The sequence below is a fragment of the Synechococcus sp. RC10B2 genome (assembly GCF_047502635.1).
This window is the reverse complement of record NZ_JANSHO010000076.1, coordinates 12,998-31,691: the sequence shown is the minus strand read 5'-3', so window position 1 is coordinate 31,691 and position 18,694 is coordinate 12,998. Positions and strand designations below refer to the sequence as shown.

Annotated in this window: 18 protein-coding genes; 2 read left to right on the top strand and 16 right to left on the bottom strand. The window is 62.1% G+C overall.

Annotation, left to right across the window (positions count from 1 at the left end; all coding sequences use genetic code 11):
* Window positions 1-139: 139 nt before the first annotated feature.
* The 14 genes from NW855_RS11480 to NW855_RS11415 form a co-directional block, all read right to left on the bottom strand.
* Window positions 140-541 carry a SaoD/DsrE family protein gene (locus NW855_RS11480; protein ID WP_414508789.1) on the bottom strand — a complete coding sequence of 134 codons (402 nt, stop codon included), beginning with the start codon at window positions 539-541 and terminating at the stop codon, window positions 140-142.
* Window positions 538-1,146, bottom strand: a complete 609-nt coding sequence (locus NW855_RS11475; RefSeq protein WP_414508788.1) for a PEP-CTERM sorting domain-containing protein — start codon at window positions 1,144-1,146, stop codon at window positions 538-540. Before NW855_RS11475 ends, NW855_RS11480 begins: the two co-directional genes overlap by 4 nt.
* Window positions 1,147-1,170: 24 nt before the next feature.
* Window positions 1,171-2,097, bottom strand: coding sequence for a hypothetical protein (locus tag NW855_RS11470; RefSeq protein ID WP_414508787.1), 927 nt, complete (start codon window positions 2,095-2,097; stop codon window positions 1,171-1,173).
* Window positions 2,098-2,194: 97 nt separating this feature from the next.
* A complete protein-coding gene (locus NW855_RS11465) occupies window positions 2,195-2,488 on the bottom strand; it encodes a hypothetical protein (protein WP_414508786.1) in 294 nt (97 codons plus the stop codon).
* A gap of 42 nt (window positions 2,489-2,530) precedes the next feature.
* The gene (gene srlD / locus NW855_RS11460) at window positions 2,531-3,316 is read right to left on the bottom strand and encodes a sorbitol-6-phosphate dehydrogenase (protein ID WP_414508785.1); all 786 of its coding nucleotides are present in this window, start codon (window positions 3,314-3,316) and stop codon (window positions 2,531-2,533) included.
* A 3-nt stretch (window positions 3,317-3,319) separates the two neighbouring features.
* Window positions 3,320-3,652, bottom strand: a complete 333-nt coding sequence (locus NW855_RS11455; protein WP_414508784.1) for a YbjQ family protein — start codon at window positions 3,650-3,652, stop codon at window positions 3,320-3,322.
* Between the two features lie 212 nt (window positions 3,653-3,864).
* A complete protein-coding gene (locus NW855_RS11450) occupies window positions 3,865-4,497 on the bottom strand; it encodes a non-canonical purine NTP pyrophosphatase (RefSeq protein WP_414508783.1) in 633 nt (210 codons plus the stop codon).
* Window positions 4,490-4,888, bottom strand: coding sequence for an arsenate reductase ArsC (locus tag NW855_RS11445; protein WP_414508782.1), 399 nt, complete (start codon window positions 4,886-4,888; stop codon window positions 4,490-4,492). Before NW855_RS11445 ends, NW855_RS11450 begins: the two co-directional genes overlap by 8 nt.
* 22 nt (window positions 4,889-4,910) lie before the next feature.
* The gene (locus NW855_RS11440) at window positions 4,911-5,657 is read right to left on the bottom strand and encodes a sugar isomerase domain-containing protein (protein ID WP_414508781.1); all 747 of its coding nucleotides are present in this window, start codon (window positions 5,655-5,657) and stop codon (window positions 4,911-4,913) included.
* A 30-nt stretch (window positions 5,658-5,687) separates the two neighbouring features.
* Window positions 5,688-7,253 carry a hypothetical protein gene (locus tag NW855_RS11435; protein WP_414508780.1) on the bottom strand — a complete coding sequence of 522 codons (1,566 nt, stop codon included), beginning with the start codon at window positions 7,251-7,253 and terminating at the stop codon, window positions 5,688-5,690.
* Between the two features lie 16 nt (window positions 7,254-7,269).
* Window positions 7,270-7,695, bottom strand: coding sequence for a ferritin-like domain-containing protein (locus tag NW855_RS11430; protein WP_414508779.1), 426 nt, complete (start codon window positions 7,693-7,695; stop codon window positions 7,270-7,272).
* A gap of 36 nt (window positions 7,696-7,731) precedes the next feature.
* Window positions 7,732-8,280: a hypothetical protein gene (locus NW855_RS11425; protein ID WP_414508778.1), complete on the bottom strand. Its 549-nt coding sequence runs from the start codon at window positions 8,278-8,280 to the stop codon at window positions 7,732-7,734.
* On the bottom strand, window positions 8,277-9,473 hold the full coding sequence (locus tag NW855_RS11420) for an AAA family ATPase (RefSeq protein WP_414508777.1): 1,197 nt from the start codon (window positions 9,471-9,473) through the stop codon (window positions 8,277-8,279). Before NW855_RS11420 ends, NW855_RS11425 begins: the two co-directional genes overlap by 4 nt.
* Window positions 9,474-9,574: 101 nt before the next feature.
* Window positions 9,575-12,583: a beta-galactosidase gene (locus NW855_RS11415; RefSeq protein ID WP_414508776.1), complete on the bottom strand. Its 3,009-nt coding sequence runs from the start codon at window positions 12,581-12,583 to the stop codon at window positions 9,575-9,577.
* Between the two features lie 102 nt (window positions 12,584-12,685).
* Here NW855_RS11415 and eis point away from each other — a divergent pair, with 102 nt between their 5' ends.
* Both eis and NW855_RS11405 read left to right on the top strand, forming a co-directional pair.
* Entirely contained in the window at window positions 12,686-13,942 is a 1,257-nt protein-coding gene (gene eis, locus NW855_RS11410; protein ID WP_414508775.1) for an enhanced intracellular survival protein Eis, read from the top strand.
* Window positions 13,943-13,982: 40 nt separating this feature from the next.
* Window positions 13,983-15,335 carry an ATP-binding protein gene (locus NW855_RS11405; RefSeq protein WP_414508774.1) on the top strand — a complete coding sequence of 451 codons (1,353 nt, stop codon included), beginning with the start codon at window positions 13,983-13,985 and terminating at the stop codon, window positions 15,333-15,335.
* A 48-nt stretch (window positions 15,336-15,383) separates the two neighbouring features.
* Here the strand turns inward: NW855_RS11405 and NW855_RS11400 are convergent, their stop codons facing one another.
* The gene (locus tag NW855_RS11400) at window positions 15,384-17,021 is read right to left on the bottom strand and encodes a cation:proton antiporter (RefSeq protein WP_414508773.1); all 1,638 of its coding nucleotides are present in this window, start codon (window positions 17,019-17,021) and stop codon (window positions 15,384-15,386) included.
* Window positions 17,021-18,664: a ribonuclease J gene (locus NW855_RS11395; protein ID WP_414508772.1), complete on the bottom strand. Its 1,644-nt coding sequence runs from the start codon at window positions 18,662-18,664 to the stop codon at window positions 17,021-17,023. The genes NW855_RS11400 and NW855_RS11395 overlap by 1 nt, the downstream gene beginning before the upstream one ends.
* Window positions 18,665-18,694 lie beyond the last annotated feature (30 nt).

The window sequence follows — 18,694 nt, the reverse complement described above, 5'->3', positions numbered from 1 at the left end:
TTTGGAGTGCGGAAGCGGAGCTTCCGCCCAATCGCTGAAGCGTCGCTTCAGCACTCCAAAGCCCCCCTCTCCCACGCAGTGGGAGAGGGGCTGGGGGTGAGGGCATCACCCACACGAGTGGCTCTACCCCCCCCCCGCGCTACAGCGAGATGACTTGGTCAGGCGGGTTGCCTGCCAGCGCGGCGTACAGGTCGGGGAAGCAGCCCACCTGCACGCCCTCGACAGTGTTGTAAGGCACACAGTCGCCTGGCGTGGCGCGTCCTGTGCCGTCGGGGGTGCACCAGCGCGGCTCGCCCTTGGCTAAGTTGCGCTCCAGCGCGCAGGCGTCGCAAATCATCAGCAAGATACCCTTCTCCTTCGCGAGTTTCGCCAGTCGCTCGCCAATCGGGTCGCCTTTGCGCAGTACGAAGGCGTTATCGTCGAAGAAGAACATCCCGACGACCTCCACGCCGTGCGTGCCCGCCTCCAGCTGAGGCAGAATCATCTGCCCCAGCTTGTAGATCGCGGCGCGCGGCGTGATAAACACATAGGCGACCTTCATCGCTTGCCTCCTCGGCGGCGCAGCGCGACCAGCCCCGCCAGACCCGCGCCCAGCGCCAGCAGGCTCGCAGGCTCTGGCACGAACTCCAGCGTGTAAACCCCAGAGTCGTTCAGCGGCGCGCCGTCCCACGCGATGGCGTTCACCAAGCGGAACTGGAAAATCAGCGGGTTGTCCTCGCTGGGCAGGAAGTCGGTCGCGAAGATGATGTGCTGATGCACCGCTTCGGGGTCGTTCGGGTCGTAGATCAGCGTCCAAGTGCCGGGCAGCCCCTCGCCGAAGATGGGGTCTTCCTCACCCTCAACCACGCCCACCAAGCGCGGCGAGATGAAGACCTGCTGAATCGTCACTTGGCGCAGTTGCGGGTGGTCGTCGCCCTCTTCGGTGTGGAAATCCCAGCCGACATCGGCGCCGAACAGCCCAGGCAGTAGCTCGGTCAGCGTGTAGCGGAGGCGGTAGGGCGGCTCCGCAAGTTCTTCGGGTTCAATCACCGCCGCTGCGCCGTCCATCGCGCCCAAGTGAATGTCCTCGTGTTCACCGTCTGCGAACGATACGCTCAACAGCGCGCTTAGCGCGATTGTCAGTCCGAATGTCATCCAGCGTTTCATGGTGTGTCCTCCTTTCGGGGGCATTTATTGGGCGCCCTCCCCGACGGCGCCGAAGTTGAACAGGATGATGAGTAGGTCTGCGTCATCGACGATACCGTCGCCGTTCACATCGGCGTCGGAGTTGCCCGAACCGAACGCGAACAGCACCATCAGCAGGTCGGCGTCGTCGATGACATCGTCGTTGTTCAGGTCGCCCAGCGTGGTGAAGCTCCAGTTGCGGGCGTGGCTACCGCTCAGCGACAGGTTATCCACACGCCGCGAGAGGTGCTTGCCCAGCTTGGCGACGACAGTATAGGTTCCCGCAGGCTGGTTGAAGCCCACCATGTAGGGGTAGATTGCCGTTGGGTTGGGCGGCAGGCTCGCCTCGGCGACGGTCGTCCCGCCCTGACGCAGTTGCACGGTCAACATCAGCCCGTACAGGTCGCCCTGATAGCCCGTTGCAGGCGCGACGCTCCCAAACAGGCGCAGCGGGTTGCCCGCCACCATGTAGACGCGGTAGGCGTAGGGCATATCCTGAAGGGCTGTGCCGTCCCGCGCAATCGCGCTTACGCCCCGCACATCCCACACATAGACGCCTGGCGCGCTCGCCGCGAAGATAAAATGGTGGTGCGGCGTGCCGTTTGTCGGGAGATCGAAGAAGTTCGCGCAACCCGACGCGCAGAAACGGTTGCCGAAGCCCGACTTCGAGCCGACCAGTCCTGGGGTAATCCACACCTGCTGCACACGGCAGAACTGCAGGTGTGGTTGCCCCGTATCGTAATCGAAGTAGAAGTCCAGCCCGACATCCAAGATGAAGCGTCCCAGCACGCTCGACATCTGCCGAATCGGGTGCGGCTGCGGCTGGAGTACCTCCACCCGATTGCCGTCCCTACCGAACAGCAGATCGTCGTCGTGCGCCCATCCAAACGATAGGACTGTTGCTGCTACAAGCGCCACGATAGCATGTCTCATAACCTGAACCTCCTGAACGCCCGTGAAGGCGTGCGTGTGTCAAAGCGTGAACGGCGTGCGCGCGGAAGCCGCGCGCGTGGTGAAACTTACAGGCAGGTTAGGCAGGGGGTGCGCGGGGGATTTGGGGACGAGAGGCTATTCGCTCGAAGGACGCCGTCGGCTCAAAGGGAAGGAGTATCGGCTCGCCTATTTGTAGGGGCGTCGCGTGGATGGCATCGTGCGCCGTCGTCGGCTCTGCGGACGCCGTTTTGTGCAGCACGCACACGAGACAGTCGCTTCCGTCGTGCTGCAGCGGGTTGTGCGTCAGCGGATGCAGCAGATTCACTGTGAGGAACAGGGTTGCCCACAGCAAACTCAACAACTGCGCCACGCGAATCGCCCAGCGTTGCATCGCAGATTCAGTATACCCCAGTGTGTATTGGGAATGCAAGGGCTACAGCTGCCCCCCTGCGACGCGGTACGCCTCGCCCGTGATGTAGCTCGCCTCGTCGGAGGCGAGGAACACCACCAGATTCGCCACATCGTCGTAGGCGCAGCCGCGCCCCAGCGGAACCTGCGCCTCGTAGTAGCGGCGGATGGCGTCTTCGGGCAAGCCCCATTTGCGGGCGTACTGCTCGAACAGCGTCCCCTGCCACATCGGCGAATCGAGCAGGTTGCCAGGGCACACCGCGTTCACGCGGATGCCGTAGGGCGCGAGATCCATCGCGATGCTTTGCGTCAAGCCGATGCCGCCGAACTTGCTGGCGGCGTAGGCGCAGTTCTTGTAGCTCCCTTTCAAGCCCGACTTGGAGTTAATCTGGAGGATGACGCCCGCGCCCTGCGGTTTCATCAGCTTGGCGGCTTCACGGGCGCACAGGAAGTAGCCCGTGAGGTTCACATCAATCTGCCACTGCCACTGTTCGAGGCTCATCTCGGTCAGCTCAGCGGAGTGAATGACCCCAGCGTTGGCAATCAAGATGTCCAGCCTGCCGAACTGCTGGGCGATTTGCTCGGCGGCGCGCACAACCTCCTCTTCGCGGCGAATGTCGCAGGGGATGGCAATCGCTTGGCAGTGCGGGTGCTGGGCGTGAATGGCATCCGCAACGGCGGTCAACTGCTCCGTCTGGATATCGCTCAGCGCCAGCCCTGTGCAGCCTTCCTGCGCGAGTCGGTACGCTAACGCTTCGCCCAGCCCCTGCGCCGCGCCCGTAATCCATGCGACTCGTCCCTGTAAGCGCATCCGTTAGCCCCCGTGCGAGTCAGGCTCCACGACGACCGCTGTGCCGTAAACCAGAATCTCGGCGGCGTTGGCGGTGATGTTGCCCGACACGAAGCGCACATTCACGATGGCGTTCGCGCCCAGCCGCGCCGCCTCTTCCAGCATGCGCCGCTCGGCTTCCGCACGCGCGTTGGCAAGCATCTCGGTATACTCTTTCAGCTCACCGCCGACAATCTGCCGTAGTCCTGCCAGAAAATCCTTGCCGAAGTGCGTCGCCCGCACGGTGTTCCCCTTCACAACGCCCAGCACTTTCGCAATCCGATAGCCTGGCACTTCAGAGAGTGTTGTGACCAGCATCGTTCGCCTCCTAAGCGGGCGAGTTTCGCTGTATGTGGGGCGATTCCTGCTGTAGGGCAGACTCCACAAAAGCAAGGACAATTGACACCCCCTCCTGCAGGTTCCCCCTGCGGGCAGGGGGAACCGAAGCCCTGCGCGGTTCCCCTCGCGAAGCGGGGGGAACCTTAAGGAGGGGGGTATTATGAACGCTGACTGCGCAGTTGGTATGAGGCTCAGTTATCAGCGTACTGCTGCAGGGCGCGCAGGCAGGGTATCGCTTGGCGCATCACTTTCGCGCGGTGGCTGATGCGATTCTTGAACTCGGCGGGCAGTTCAGCAAGCGTGCAACCCAGCGACGGCACATAGAAGATGGGGTCGTAGCCGAAGCCTGCCTGTCCGCGCGGCGCGTCGGCGATGCGTCCCTCCAGCGTGTCCTCGAAGGTGTGGCACGCGCCGTCGGGCGTGGCGATTGCCACCGCACAACGGAAGCGCGCCGTGCGCCGTTCAGCGGGCACATCCTTGAGCATCTCCAGCAGCAGGCTCATCTTGACGGGGAAGGGCGTCTGCTCGCCCGCGAACCGACGCGAATACATGCCCGGCTTGCCGCCCAGCGCGTCGATCTCCAGCCCCGCGTCGTCGGCGAAGCTGATGGCTCGGGTGAACGCGGCGCACGCGCGCGCCTTGATGACCGCGTTGCCCACATAGCTGTCGGCGTTCTCGTCGGGCGGAGGCGGCGCGTCGGCATAGTCCGCCAGCAGCCGTATCTCGACGGGCAGGTCGGCAAGCCCCGCCCGAAGTAGCTGCTCGATCTCGCGCGACTTCGAACGGTTGTGGCTCGCAATCACCACCAGGCGCGGCTCACGCATCGCGGCTCAGTCGCTCAATCAGGTCTTTGACACGCGCTTCGATCATCGCCCGCACGCGCCGAAACTCCTCCATCGGCAGCCCCACAGGGTCGGGGATGTCCCAGTGTTCCTGCACGCCCATGTAGGTCGCGGGGCACAACTCATCGGTGCGGGCGTCGCACAGGCTCACCACGGCATCGAACTGCGTGATGTCGAACTCCCATACGCCTTTGGAGGTCTGACGCGTGATGTCGATGCCGACCTCGCGCATGGCTTCGATGGCTAATGGATGGACTCTACCCGACGGCATCGTACCTGCGCTGAAGGCGACCACTTTGCCCTGCCCGTACTGGTTGCCGAAGCCCTCCGCCATCTGGCTGCGACACGAGTTGCCCACACATACAAACAGCACCATCTTCGGCGTGCGCTCCATGTCAGTACCCCCTTTGCTTGTATTGCTCGATAGTCGCGCGGTAGCGTTCCATGCCGTCGGGTTTGTTGATGCTGGCGAGGATGGTGGGCGGTTTGCCTGCGGCGGTCATCCGCTCCACGATGCCTGCGACCACTGCCCACAGCGCAGCCGCTGCGCCGATGCCCGACGCGGGGCAAAACGCGGTCTCCACGCCCTCCAGCGTCAGCATCGCGTCGCCGTAGGGCGCGGCGTTGTCGATGACCAAGTCCACCACCTCGTACAGCCGCTTGCCCGATTCGTGTTCCGACTGCAGCTGCGACGAGTAGTCGATGGCGGTCAGCCCGATGGTGAACACGCCGCGCGCCCGCGCCTGCAACGCCAGCTCCACGGGGAACGGCGTCTTGCCCGACACGCTGCCAATAATCAGCACATCGTTCGGGGCGATACGGCTGCGATCCAGCGCGGCGCGCACGATGCAGCGCACGGTTTCGGGGGTGGTCTGCGCGCCGACGCCGTGCGCCTCGCGGTAGGCGTTCGTGTTCGTCACCTGCAGGTCGAAGCTCAGTGGGGCGAACGCCGCCAGCCCGCCCGCGCGGTTAATCAGCTCGCGCGAGACGAGGTGCCCCGTGTCGTACACATGGATCACCCCGCCCTGCAGTAGGCACTGGGCGCAGCGTTCGGCGGCTTGCGCAATCGCCGCGCTCGAACGCTGCTCCAGCGCCTGCAACTGCGCGTGTAGCCGTTCGAAGTAGGTCTGGATGAGGCTCATACCCTGCAATTCTACTCGATAGGGCGTCGCTTAGGGCGTCGACGCATCGTCTTGGGCGAGTTTCTGCAGGAGAGGGGGCACGCCTGGCTTGCGCTTGTATTGCTCAAGCAACTTCTGAAGGAGCGCGTCCCACTCGTGCAGTTTATTCTCCACTTGATACGACCGCTTGACCACAGCCAAGTATTCAACGGCGATGGGGTACAGGTCAGGATTTGTCATGCGCAGAAAATGCTCCGCTTGTTCACGGCAGGCGTTGCGGATCTGTTCGGGAAAATGCTCCACGAGTCGGTGCGCATATTCGGGCACAAGCGAGTCTTCCTCGATAAGGATCTTGAGTGCGTCTTCGTACATGCCTTCGTAGAAGTAGATTTCTACAACCTCCTCGACTTCGCCCACCTCTTGGAGGTGTTCGAGCGCGCGCGGGCGCAGCTGCTCCCACTGCTCGTCTGCGATTTGCTGGAACAGCTGGTAGCGCGCGAGGGTGGGTTCTTGGAAGTAGACTTTTTGGATAAACTCCATCGCGACCTCGTGTTTGCCCAGCGCGGCGGCGCGCGCCGCCAGCCATTCGGCAAACGCAGTCAATGGTCCCACATCAAGCGCGTCCGTAATTGGGAATTCCTCACGAAGCCAACCAACTGCCATGTCCAAGGCGGTCTCCGTATGCCCCAGCGCATCTAACGCTTTTGCGAATGGCAGCCATTGGTAAGTCTCCTTAAATTCCCGACGCGCCGTCTCGATTGCGCCCTCTAAATCGCCTTGCAGCGCCAGCATAATTGCGTAGCGATGATGTTGCTTGGCTATTCGAGCTAACTTCAGGTAGTCCGAGACTTGACCCCGACGCTCTAACAGGCGCAGTCGGATAGCCACGAGATCGTGGACGATATCTAAGGCGGGCAGTGGTCCCAGCTCAATCATGTCGTCTTCTGGAAACTCGTCGATGATGTCATGTTCCGATGACTCGCCTTCCATCAAATCACCATCGGGAATAACGAACCATGGGTCTAACTTTTCCTCAAGACTTTTGTCTATCTCGTCGGGGCGCATGAGAAGCACCTTGAGCTCAGTGGGGGACAGTTCCACACGCGGCTCCAAGTCGCGGCTGAGGGATTCGTCGTAGAGGCTGAGGGCAAACGCGCATATCAGATAGGCGTCGGTGTCATCCAACCCGCGGTTGACCCACCGCTTGAATTGCCACGAGAGCGTTCTGAGCAGTGAGCGGTCGGCTTCTGCTTGTGAAAGGAGAGCATATGCTAAAAGGTGCGCCAGACCGTTCAACTGCTGCTCGACCAGTGAGAACGGATTTTCGATAATGTCTATGTCTCGGAGTCGAGTAAGCAAGGGCTCGAAATGCTCTATGGTGGCTTTCACTGCTGGCTCGATTTGTTGGCTTTCGATGAGCGCACAGATTGTCCGCCCCGTTTCGCCGAGCTCCGAGAGCGCAAAGTCGATGGGGTCTGGAGCGAAGTCTGTAGCGAATCGGGGCGGCGGCGCGTCGTCTTTGCCGACAGAGCGTGAGGACGCGCCTCGCCCAAGCATCCCGCGTCGTTCAGTGTACGGGATGTCTTTCCACAAGCGATCTACTTCGCGTCGTTCCAACTTTGTCCCTCCACTGTCATAGTCCACGCAGGATCATCTCGATGGACTCTTTGTGCTTGGTCTCATCGGAAATGATTTCCTCGAGGTCGTTCACCAGCCCGAAGTCGCCGAGTTGCTCGGCTTGGTGGCGTCGCTCCAGGTAGCGGGCGATGGTCTCTTCTTCGGCGCGGTGGACATTCAGCAGCATCTGCTTCAGGTCGCTGGCGGGGGGCACCGCGACGGGCGTCGTGGTGGGCGTCCCGCCCAGTGCGGCGATTTTGTTCGCCAGATACTCGGCATGGCGCAGCTCGTCGGGTACTTCGCGCATGAAGAACTCCTTCATCTCCTCGCGGTAGATGCCGGTCACGGTCGCGCCGTAGGTGATGTAGGTGATAATCGCCTGATACTCGTTCGCCAAGTCCGTGTTCAGACCCGCAATCAGTTGCTCCTTGATGGTGCTCATAACCAACCTCCGTGGGTAGTATACCCGCGCTGTCCGCTATTCGGCAATTCCCAGCTTGAGCGCGCAGTAGCGGAGCGACGCACTGCGCTGGAGAGCTAAGCCCCAATCGTAGACGGCAAGTATCTGCTGGAGCAGCTCGCGGCGTTTCCCACGACGCCGCTCTGCGCGTTCACCGAAAATCCGCGCGAATTCCTGCTTGTCTAAGCCGTCTACCAGGCTTGGAATAGTTATCTTGAATGGGTTTTCGGATGGAACGCCTGCAGCATACCATGCCTCTATCATCGGGCGTGCGACTAAAACCTGCGCCTCGTCCAAATAGCGTTCGTATCGCTGGGCATACTTTTGCCGAATTGCAGTAATACACGGACCTCGGTCGTAGTCGACGAGGAGAAAAAAGTCGCTGCCCATGCGCACAAGCGATCGAAAGTGGTTTCGTAGCTTGTCGTCAGAAGTTTCGGCGTATGTATGGAGACTCACTTCATCGTACCCGACTTGCAAGCGCGGTACTAAAATACGCTCGGCGAATATTCTATCCTCCTCGCCTTCTACAAACAAGGCAATTCGCCGCCACTGTGTGATACTCATACGCCAAGAAGTTGTTGAGTGTGTAGATAGTCTAATTCCAAATTCTCTTCCAGAAAGATTTTTACGCCCTCTTGATTGGCGGGTCGCTTAATCACCGAATTGCCTTCACGATTGCGTTCAATAAGGATTAGGTCTTCTAAGTCGGCGCGTCGGACAAGCTCGGGATTATGGGTCGTGACAAGAATCTGGCTTGTTTCAGCCGCGTCGCGAAAGAGTTCCATCAGCGCGCCCATCAAGCCTGGGTGTAGGTTGCGGTCTGGCTCCTCCAGAACCACAAGCCCATTAGACAGACGCGAGAAGAAGAGCGCGACCACCAGCGCGACAATCTCTACTGTGCCGTCTGAGAGCAGCATTGCTGGGAGCGCGCGCTTGCCGTGATAGGTCTCCTGAACCTGCAGCTGCACATGCTGCCCGCCCACCATCGTCGTATGCAGGTGTTGGATGTAGGGCAGCACGCTTTGCACCAAGCGTAGCAACCGCTCCCGTTGGCGAGGATTGCGCAGCAGTTGTTGAACCACCAGCGGCAGGTTCGAGCCGTCTTCACTCAGCATATGCGCGGACGCCACGGGAATCGCCTGCTTAGCTTGTTTTGGAGAGAAATCATAAATCGTGATATTCTCCCCAAACAGAAAGGGCGGTAACCCCAGCATAAGTGGGGCAATCCCAAACAACGAGGTGCCTGTCTCCAGTTCAAATCGTTCACCCTTGCGGAAGCGCACGCGCAGGAGAGGCGAGTCGGCTGGTCGCACGCGGACAACTTTACCCTCGCGCGTCATTTCCAAGACTGTCGCCTTGCTTTTAGACGCTGCGTGCCACACCTCAAAGGTTTCTCGAACGATACGGGCAGAGTTTTTGGTGCGAATGGTTTGAATAGTCAATTCGTAGCGTATCGTTTCTACTTGCAGCCCTTCGCGGTCTGCGCCTTCCGAGCGAACCAACATTTTCGGCGCCATCGCAAGTTCTATGGTCAATTCCCGTTCACGGGACTGCAGATTCGTGAGGTACTCCGCCCCACCCTGAAGTGCGACGGCGTTCTCCAGCCCTGAACGCGCCAAGTCGCGCAGGAAGCGGAACGCATGCACCAAGTTCGTCTTGCCCGAAGCGTTCGCCCCCACGAGAATGTTTAGCGGACGCAGCTCGATCGTAGCGTCCTTGAAGCTCCGGAAATTCCGCAAGCGCAGTCGCTGTACCATAGCCTATCAGGTTGCAGTATACCCGACTGGCTCAACAATCCTCTGCCAAATGCGCCTTGCAGACCCCCCAACCGCTTCAGTGTCGGGGCAGGCTTCAGCGGTCAGCGTGTCCAGCGCAGCAGCACAGGCTCCAGCGGTTGCAGGGTGATCGTGCCTTCCACAGTTGCGCCGTCGAGGAGGTTGGTCGCCGTGATGGGCTGGTTCGCGTCGCTGACGAGGCGCACGGTAATCGGCGCGCGGGTGTAGTTGCACAGGCTGGCGACATAGCCGTCCTCGTAGGGCGCGACGCGGTAGCCGACGCCCCAGACAGGCTGATCGCTCTCTGGGTTCAGCAGGCGCAGCGGGCGCGCAATCCCCCAGTTGCCCAGCAGCGGTTGCAGGCGGGTCAGCAGTCGTCGCGCGTCCATCAGCGGGTTGCGCTCAAAAGTGGTCGTGCCAGGGCGCGAGATACGCTTCCTGCCGTAGCGGTCGAACTCCAGCGAAGGCTCGCCAAAGCCCAGCACCAGCAGCCCGCGCTGCTGGCGCAGGAAGTCCAGCCCCGCGAACGCCTCGTCGGAGATGAACTGCGTGTTGGCGACAATCAGGCGCGAGGCGTTTGGGGGCAGGCGGCGCGCCTCCAGTTGCCGCTCGGTGATGAACCCCACACGCACGCCCAGCATCGTAAGGGCGATGTAGAGGCTGTCGCGCGGCACGACGGCGTCCGCGCCCTGCATCATCATGTCGTATTGCGAGTAGAGGATATACACATCAGGCGGCTGGTTCTGCAACGCGGCGATGTAGGGCGCGAGGCGGTTCAAGTCCAGCGTGGTGTGCGCCAGCGCTTCGACGATTTCGGGGCGGTGCAGCAGGCTGCCCGCGAAGTCGCTTTTTGGGTCGTCGGTGCGCTCCCAGACCCAAAAAGTGGTCGCCGACAGCCCGCGAATCGCCGCCTCCCACAGCGCGGCGCGCGCGTGCTGCGGCGGCACATAGCGCGTCTCGCGATCGCGAATGATGTGGTTCTCCGAGTTGAACACGGGCGCGTCGCGCATCGACCGCTGAATCTCGTGCGCCAGCATCGTGGTCACCCAGTCGAACGCCCACGGCGCGTCCTTGTCCCATAGCGGTAGAGTGTAGGCGTCGTTGCCGTTCAGCTCGCAGAACTCGGCGAAGCGCTCTGGGTCTACCCCGCGCGGCAGCTCGCGGTCGTTGGTGAAAGTCCAGCTCATCAGTTTCGCGTGCTTGGGCACGCCAGGCAGGTGCTGTTCAATTGCGGCTGCCAGCTCGCGATGCCAGTTCGCCAGCGTCTCGGCGTTGAACTGCTGCCACTCGGCGTAGGGCGCGCCTGCACCTTCGGCAGGGATAGGGATCTCATCCCAGCTTTTGTAGCTCGTCTTCCAGCGTGTGTTGAGGGTGATGAGGTTTTTGTGCCGATTCTGTAGCCACGCTCGCCACGCCTGCTGATGGGGAGGCGAATCGGGCGACTCCTTGTTGATCGGCTCGTTGGAGAGGCAGATACTCAGCAGCGCGGGCTGGTCTTTCAGCAGCGGCGCGAAGTGCCCGATGTATTCGCGCAGCACGGTCAGGCTCTCTGGGGCGAACAGGCTGTATTGGATGAACCCGTCGCGCGGCTGGCGCAGGTGCGGATACTTGCGGTAGACCCATTCGGGCATGTAGTGCGGGCTGATGAGGTAGTCCACCTTCACATTCGCGGCGGCGGCGCGGCGCAGCACGGGCAGCACATCCTCCTCGATGGGTTTCAGGTTTACTTGCCCCTCTTCGGGCAGGATGTCCCACACGCCGCGATCGATTTGGATGAGGTTGAAGCCCATCTGCGCGAGTTTTTCGATGTCAGCGCGCACCTGCCCGAAATGTCCGAAGCCGACGAAAAACACGGGGCGGCGTTCCCGCTCGCCCGTGAGGGGGTTCACCGTGTCGGCAATCAGCGACGCGCCGCGAATCTCAACGGGCGAGGTCACATAGCGGGGCACGGTCGGCAGGGGTTTCGCGCCGCTTAGGGCTTCCGCCAGCCGCTGGTTCAGCCGCGCGGCGACGCGCTCCATCTCGTCCAGTTGGGCGTAGGCGCGTTGCAGTTGCCCTTTCTGCAAGTCCTCGCCGACATAGCGCACGAACTCCTGCAGGATGGTCAGGCTCGCTTGCGGGTAGGCGATGTCTTGTCCGCTCTCGCGCACGCGCTGGAGTTGCGACTCCCAGTTGGGCAGCTGCGCGGCGAGCGCTTGTAGGCGTTGCTGCGCAAGAGCGGGCGTGAAGAAGCGCAGGGCGCGCTCGGTCTCGGCAAGCGTCTGCCTGCCCTGCCGAATCTGCAGGCGCAGGGTCTGTTCGGGGGCGCTGGGGGCGTCGTACTCGAAAGCGATACGGGTATACCCTGCCGCGAGATTCACGCGCTGCTGGCGCGCCCGCTGCTCGCCTAACTGCGCTTCGATTTCGGCGTTGCGCACAGGCTGCGGGGTGTAGAGTTCGAACTCGACGCGCCCGCGCGGCTCGCTGAGGTACACCTCCTCGCCGAGGTCGTCCAGCGTCAGGATGGGACGCTCAGGCGTCTCGGCGGGCACGAACGGCGTGGCGCGGTTGCCAGGTTCCAACTTGATGGCGTCGATCCACACGCCGTCCGTTGGCGCTTCGATGACAATCACGAGGTCGAAGCTGGTCTCGTTCTCGCGCGTAGCGAAGGTGATTTCGGCGCGTCGCCACAGCCCGCGCGTGTCTTCCAGCGGCAGGCGCACGCGCCAGTTCTCGCCCCCGCCGACGAAGCCCACATAGCCCTCGCGCGTCTTGTAGCGGCAACTGAGGGTGTAGACCGCGCCTGGCTGCACGGGTACGCCGCCTGCGTAGCGCAGCAGCCCGTAGATGTCCGCGCCGAAGGGCGTCGTGTTGGTGAACTTCAGGCAGCGTTGCCCCGTCGCGCCCGCCTCCGAGACGACTTGCACGGCTGAATCGGTGTTGCGCTTGTCCCAAGTCCAGCCGACAGGTAGGTCGCTCTCGACCGCCTCGAAACTGGCGTTGCGGATGAGATTGGGATTGGGGTTCGTGTCCAACGGCGTAAGGGTCAGTTTCGCTTGCGAATAGCCGCACATGACTAAGCCCAGCCACACCAGCCAAGCACTCCTGCGCATCGTCGCCCTCCGTGTTGCGGGGAGAGTATACCCTATCGGGTGAAGGGACTGCGCTGCTGAAATCTCGCCTTCAGGTACTATCTTCAGCGCAGGCGCAGCGATGTGATTGCGCCTTACGGCAGCCCTATGTTTCGGCGGCGGGACGCAACAGAGACGCGACAGGCGCGCTTGGACGAGTCGGAGGAGTTCCTGCAGGTCATCTGTGCGGGCTTCAATCTCGATAGGCGCACGGCGCGACGCTTCTTCTACGACGACCCCTACTTCGAGGTGAACCAGCGGTGGGGGCTGTGGCTGCGCCACTGGTCAGAGTGGAAGCTGGTCTCCGTGCTGACCGCCGTGCCGCTGACGATTCGCATCGGGTCGCGCGCTGTGCCGTGCTACGGGATTTCTGGGGTGACGACGCTGCCTGAGTATCGCAGGCGTGGGCTGGCGTCGGCGTTGCTGCGGGCAGTGGTAGACGCGCTTCAGGCAGAGGGCGCGCCGCTGGCGATTCTGCAGGCGTTCGACCACAAGTTCTACCGCAAGCACGGCTGGGAGACGGTCGGCTATCTGCCGCAGATACGCCTTGCGCCTGCGCAGCTGCCCCGCTATGATGCGCCCCCGCTCCGACGCGCCTACCCCGACGACTACGAAGCGGTGATTCGCCTGTACGACGCCTGCGGCGCACGCTACACAGGCAGCCTCGTGCGCGACGAACGCCGCTGGCAGTACCTGTTCTGGAACATCCCGAACCTGTGGCTGGCGGACGGGCAGGACGGCATCGAGGGCTACCTGTTCTATGACTTCGTGGATTCGGGCTGGACGCTGCGCGTGCGCGAGATGGTCTGGCGCACCGAACAGGCGCGCCGCGCGATTATCGGCACGCTCGCCGTGAACGAGGAGGCAGTGAAGACCATCGAGTTCAATCTGCCGTTGGAGGCGTGGCAGCAGCTGGGCATCAGTGGTTGGCAATCGCCCCCCAGCGACCCGCACACGCCCATCTACACCATTCAGGTGCTGCCGCAGCTGATGGCGCGCCCTGTGTCGTGTCGCGCCCTGCTGGAGACGCTGCTTGCCGAGATGCCCGCGCCCGATGGGTTCCAACCGTTCACGCTCGCCGTGCGCAACGGCAACTCAGGCGACGGCGAGACGCTCAGCCTTACGGCGCAGGGGGGCGCGCTTCTCGTCGGCGATGCGCAGCCCGACCTATTCACGCTCGCGCTGACGCCCCAGACGCTTGCGCTGCTGGCGTTCGGCACATTCAGCGTCTCCGAGTTGCACGCGCGTCGGATGCTGCACGCGCCCGACGCCGTGCTACACGCGCTGGAGATGCTCTTCCCCGAACGCCGCCCCGCGCTCACGCCGATTGATTATTTTTAGGATATAGGCATGGGATATAATCACTTAGCAGCGGTGGCGTATGAACCCCATAGACTGGCGCGAGAGCGAGACGGTAGAGTTCAAGCGTGAGTGGACAGACCGCGCGTTGGAAGACCTTGCCGCTTTTGCCAACACACGCGGCGGGACGCTCTACCTCGGCGTTGAGAAAGATGGGACGATTGTCGGTACAGACGCCAGCGACCACGCGATACAGCGGCTGGCGAATATCATCACTTCGCGCTTGGGGATAACGCCGTCTATTCGCGTGGAAACCCGTGCGGGAAAGCCTCTGCTGGTCGTTCAAGTGGGCATATCGTCGGCAATCGTGCCGTGTGGTGGGCGTTATCTCAAGCGCGTGGGCACAACGAACCGCGATTTTACACCCGAAGAACTGGCGCGCCAGTTCCTGACTCGCTCAGGGCAAACCTGGGACTCACTGCTCACGCCTTACGACATTGAGCGCGTGCACCCAGAGATGCTAACGACCTTCGTGCAACTGGCGCGCCCGCGCTTGCCTTACATCGCCCCAGACCAGCCACAGCTCATCCTTGAGAACCTGGGGCTGCTGCGGGAAGGACGCCTCACCAACGCAGGTCTACTTCTGTTCGGGCGTCGTCCGCAAGAGCGATTTGTCCAGGCGCGTGTGCGAATCGGTGTCTTCCGCAGCCCGACAGAGGTTGTGGATACGCATGAGTTCGATGGCACGCTTTGGGAGCAGTTGAACGGCGCGATGGAGCGGTTTCGGCGCATTTTGCAGGTGCGCTTCGAGGTCAAAGTCTCTGACCTGAGCCTCGAAGGACTTGCGCGTACCGATATTTGGGAGTACCCGCTGGAGGCTTTACGCGAGGCGGTCATCAACGCGCTTATCCACCGCGACTACACGGTCGCCACCGACATCCAAATCCGCCTCTACGACAACGAGCTGAGCATCTGGAACCCTGGCGGGCTTCCATCGGAACTCACCGTAGAGCAGCTTCGCGAGCCACAGCATCTATCGGTACTGCGCAATCCACTGCTGGCGCAAGCGTTCTACTTTGCAGGCTTGATTGAACGCTGGGGCACAGGAACCGCGCGTATAATTGCCCTCTGCCGCGAACAGGGACTACCCGAACCTGAATTCAACGCCGACGCGCTTCAGTTCCGCGTGCGCTTCCTCAAAGACCCGTACACGCCAGAGCGACTGCGCAAGATGGGGCTGAATGAAAGACAAGTGCAGGCTGTGAATTATGCAAAAGAGCACGGTAAAATCACTAACCGAGAATACAGGCGGATTACTGGAGTTTCGGACGAAGGCGCGCGTTTGGACTTAAGGCAACTGGTAGAGTTGGGAATCTTCCAACAGCAGGGCAGAGGGAGGAATGTCACGTATATCCCAAAGCGATTTGGCGAATAGCTGGCGATTTGTTGGCAATTTTGGCGATTGACTACTTTTAGCCCCGCACTACTCTTGCAGGGTCAGCTTGCGAATCGCGTCGAACGCCAGCTCGAAGGGGTTGATTACCTCGTCGACGCCCATGGCTTTGAGCGCGTTGGCGTCCGCTTCCGAGCGCGCGACGGCGATAATGCGCCCGTCAAAGTCTGTCGCGTCCACGATGCGCATCAGGTCTTGCACATCGTCCATGTGGGGCAGCGTAATCACCAGCAGTTTCGCCGTTGCGAGCGGCAGTCCCCGAATGAACTCTTGGTCTTCCGCCGTGCCGAACAGCGCGGGGATGCCGCTTGCCTGCATTGCGGCGACCGCCTCGGGGTCGTAATCTACCCCGATCGCGCGAATGCCCAGCGCGTGGTAATGATCCAGCACCAGCCGTCCTGTACGCCCCAGCCCGAACACAATCACTTCATACGGCGCGTCGTCCAACTCTTGCGCCTCGAACCGCTTCTCGGCGAACGGCTCCTTGCGCTCGAACGGCTTGAGGAACCGTTCCAGTCGCTTATACAACGGCTGCGAGTAGAGAATCATATAGGTGGAGAGCGCGATGGTAATCAGTCCGACCATCGTTGTGATGCTGAGCGCGTCTTGGCGCACATGCCCCAGCGACAGTCCCATCGCGATAAAGATAATCGAGAACTCGCTGATTTGCGCGACGGTCAGCCCCGCGAGGAAGCCCGTCTTACGGCGGTAGCCCATCGTGCCCATAATCGCCATCACAATCAGCGGGTTGCCAATCAGCACGAACAGCGCGAGAATCAGCGCGGTCAGCCACTCCTGTTGCGCGGTCGCGAGGTCGAACTTCGTGCCCAAGTCGATAAAGAAAAACAGCAGCAGGAAGTCGCGCAGGGGAATCAGCCGTGTGCTGATGGCGTCGCGGAAGTGGGTCGGCGAGAGCGCGAAGCCCGCCAGGAACGCGCCCAGCTCCTTAGAGAAGCCGAGCCAATCGCCCAGCGCTGCCAGCCCGACCGCCCACGCCACCGCGAAAATCAGCAGCAACTCCAGCGAGCGCGCCAGAAAGCGCAGCAGCCGTCCCAGCAGGTAGCGTATCGCGAGGTACATCCCCGCGCCCAGCGCCGCCAACTTGAGCGCAATCGCGCCCAGCACCTGCGCCAGTCCCTGCTCGCCCGCCTGACCGCCGCCCAGCACGCTCATCGCCACCAACGCCACAATCACGGCAATATCCTGCACAATCAGGAAGCCAACGGCAATCCGCCCATGCAGCGTATCCAACTCGCGCTTGTCCGAGAGCAACTTCACGATGATAATCGTGCTGGAGAAGGTCAGCGCAATCGCGATATAGAGCGCGGTCAGCCAATCCTTGCCCAGCAGCAGCGTCAGCAGGAAGCCGATGATGATGGTGAAGCTCAGCTGCCCCAGCCCCGTGGCGACAGCGACCGCGCCAATCCGCCGCACATAGTCGGGATTCAACTCCAGCCCGACCAGAAACAGCAAGATTGCGACGCCGACCTGCGCCAGCAAGTCGACCACATCCTGCGATTGCACCAGCTTGATACCCGACGGACCCAGCGCGATGCCCAGCAGGATATAGACGATGATCAGCGGCTGGCGCAACAGCAGCCCAATCGCGCCCAGCACCGCCGCCGCCAGCAGGATGAGGCTGACCTCAGTGTAGACGCCCAGCGCCATCACACCTCTGTAACGACGGGCACAATCATCGGGCGACGGCTGAGATGCTTGCGACAGAATCGGCGCAGCACCTGCGTCAGCTCCTCACGGATGTTGTCCCAGTCGCTGATTTCAGGGGGCGACATCTTGCCCAGCGTCTGCAGAATCGCCTCACGCGCCAGCTCGGGCTGCGCCTCGTTTTGCCACTCGAAGCCGCGCAGAATAAACTGCGGGTCGTCCACCAGCTCGCCCGTCTGGGCGCGCACGGTAATCAGCGCGACGAGGATGCCCTCCTCGGCGATAACCCGTCGGTCGCGAATCAGCGATTCGGGCACGCCGCCCTCCACGCCCTCCTCTATCAGCAGCCTGCCTGCAGGCACTTTCTCGCCCAGCGTGGCAACCCCGTTCTCGATGCGCAGCACGGCGCCGTTTTCCAGCATGAACATCTGGTCGTCGCGGTAGCCCATCTGCCGCGCCAGCTCAAAATACGCCGCTTGGTGGCGCGGCTCGCCATGCACAGGCGCAAGGTAGCGTGGCTTCAGCAGGCTAATCATCAGCTTCAGCTCCTCTTGGCTCGCGTGCCCCGACACATGCACGGGGGCAATCCCGTCGTGGTAGACCTTCGCGCCGAGACGCACCAAGCGATTCACCGTGCGCCACACGAGGCTCTCGTTGCCCGGAATGGGCGTGGCGGACAGAATCACCGTGTCGCCAGGATTGATTTTCAGGCGGGGATACTCGTCGGCGGCGATTTGGCTCAGCGCGGAAAGCGGCTCGCCCTGACTGCCTGTGGTTAGCACCAGAATCCGCTCTGGGGGGTAGTCGTCGATCTGCCGCGCGCTGATGAGTACGCCTGGCTCCACCCGCAGGTAGCCCCGCTGCACGGCGATGTCCACATTCTGCTCCATGCGCCTGCCCAGCACGGCGACCTTGCGCCCGTACAGCTGCGCCATGTCAATCGCTTGCTGCAGGCGGTGGAGGTTGGAGGCAAAGGTTGTGACGAGGATGCGCCCCTGCGCGTTGGCAAACAGCGTGTAGTAGGCGTCGCTCACCGTGCTTTCGGAAGGCGTCCAGCCCGTGCGCTCGGCGTTCGTGCAGTCGCTCAGCAGCAGCAGCACGCCCTCGTCCCCCAGCCGCGCCAAATGGTTGAAGTCGGTACGCTCGCCGTCCACAGGCGTGTGGTCGAACTTGAAGTCGCCCGTGAAGACGACAATCCCCTCGGCGGTGCGCAGCGCATACGCCACGCAGTCGGGGATGCTGTGCGTCACGCGAATCGGCTCGACGGTGATGCTCCCCACCTGAAGCGGCGTTCCGGGCTTGACAGGGTTCAGCGGGGCGTCCAGGCGTCGCTCGCGGAGTTTCTGCTCAATCAAGGCGAGCGTCAGCGGCGTGCCGTAAATCGGCAACTTGCCCAAGCGGGGCAACAGATACGGCAACGCGCCCACATGGTCTTCGTGCCCGTGCGTCAGCAGAATCGCCTGCAGCTCGTCGCGGATGCCAAGCAGATACTCTGGGTCAGGGATGACCAAGTCTACGCCGGGCAGGTCTTCGCCCGGAAACGAAATCCCGCAATCCACAATCAGTGTTTCGCCGTCGCAGCGGACTAAGTTCAGATTCTTGCCGATTTCGCCTGTACCGCCCAGCGGGATGATCTCGAGTGCCAACGGTTGGAACCTCCTTGAAACACGCCTATA

Coding starts and splice junctions, on each gene's coding strand:
- NW855_RS11480 (WP_414508789.1), bottom strand. CDS start 541: ATGAAGGTCGCCTATGTGTTTATCACGCCGCGCGCCGCGATCTACAAG.
- NW855_RS11475 (WP_414508788.1), bottom strand. CDS start 1,146: ATGAAACGCTGGATGACATTCGGACTGACAATCGCGCTAAGCGCGCTG.
- NW855_RS11470 (WP_414508787.1), bottom strand. CDS start 2,097: ATGAGACATGCTATCGTGGCGCTTGTAGCAGCAACAGTCCTATCGTTT.
- NW855_RS11465 (WP_414508786.1), bottom strand. CDS start 2,488: ATGCAACGCTGGGCGATTCGCGTGGCGCAGTTGTTGAGTTTGCTGTGG.
- srlD (WP_414508785.1), bottom strand. CDS start 3,316: ATGCGCTTACAGGGACGAGTCGCATGGATTACGGGCGCGGCGCAGGGG.
- NW855_RS11455 (WP_414508784.1), bottom strand. CDS start 3,652: ATGCTGGTCACAACACTCTCTGAAGTGCCAGGCTATCGGATTGCGAAA.
- NW855_RS11450 (WP_414508783.1), bottom strand. CDS start 4,497: ATGCGTGAGCCGCGCCTGGTGGTGATTGCGAGCCACAACCGTTCGAAG.
- NW855_RS11440 (WP_414508781.1), bottom strand. CDS start 5,657: ATGAGCCTCATCCAGACCTACTTCGAACGGCTACACGCGCAGTTGCAG.
- NW855_RS11430 (WP_414508779.1), bottom strand. CDS start 7,695: ATGAGCACCATCAAGGAGCAACTGATTGCGGGTCTGAACACGGACTTG.
- NW855_RS11425 (WP_414508778.1), bottom strand. CDS start 8,280: ATGAGTATCACACAGTGGCGGCGAATTGCCTTGTTTGTAGAAGGCGAG.
- NW855_RS11420 (WP_414508777.1), bottom strand. CDS start 9,473: ATGGTACAGCGACTGCGCTTGCGGAATTTCCGGAGCTTCAAGGACGCT.
- NW855_RS11415 (WP_414508776.1), bottom strand. CDS start 12,583: ATGCGCAGGAGTGCTTGGCTGGTGTGGCTGGGCTTAGTCATGTGCGGC.
- NW855_RS11405 (WP_414508774.1), top strand. CDS start 13,983: ATGAACCCCATAGACTGGCGCGAGAGCGAGACGGTAGAGTTCAAGCGT.
- NW855_RS11400 (WP_414508773.1), bottom strand. CDS start 17,021: ATGGCGCTGGGCGTCTACACTGAGGTCAGCCTCATCCTGCTGGCGGCG.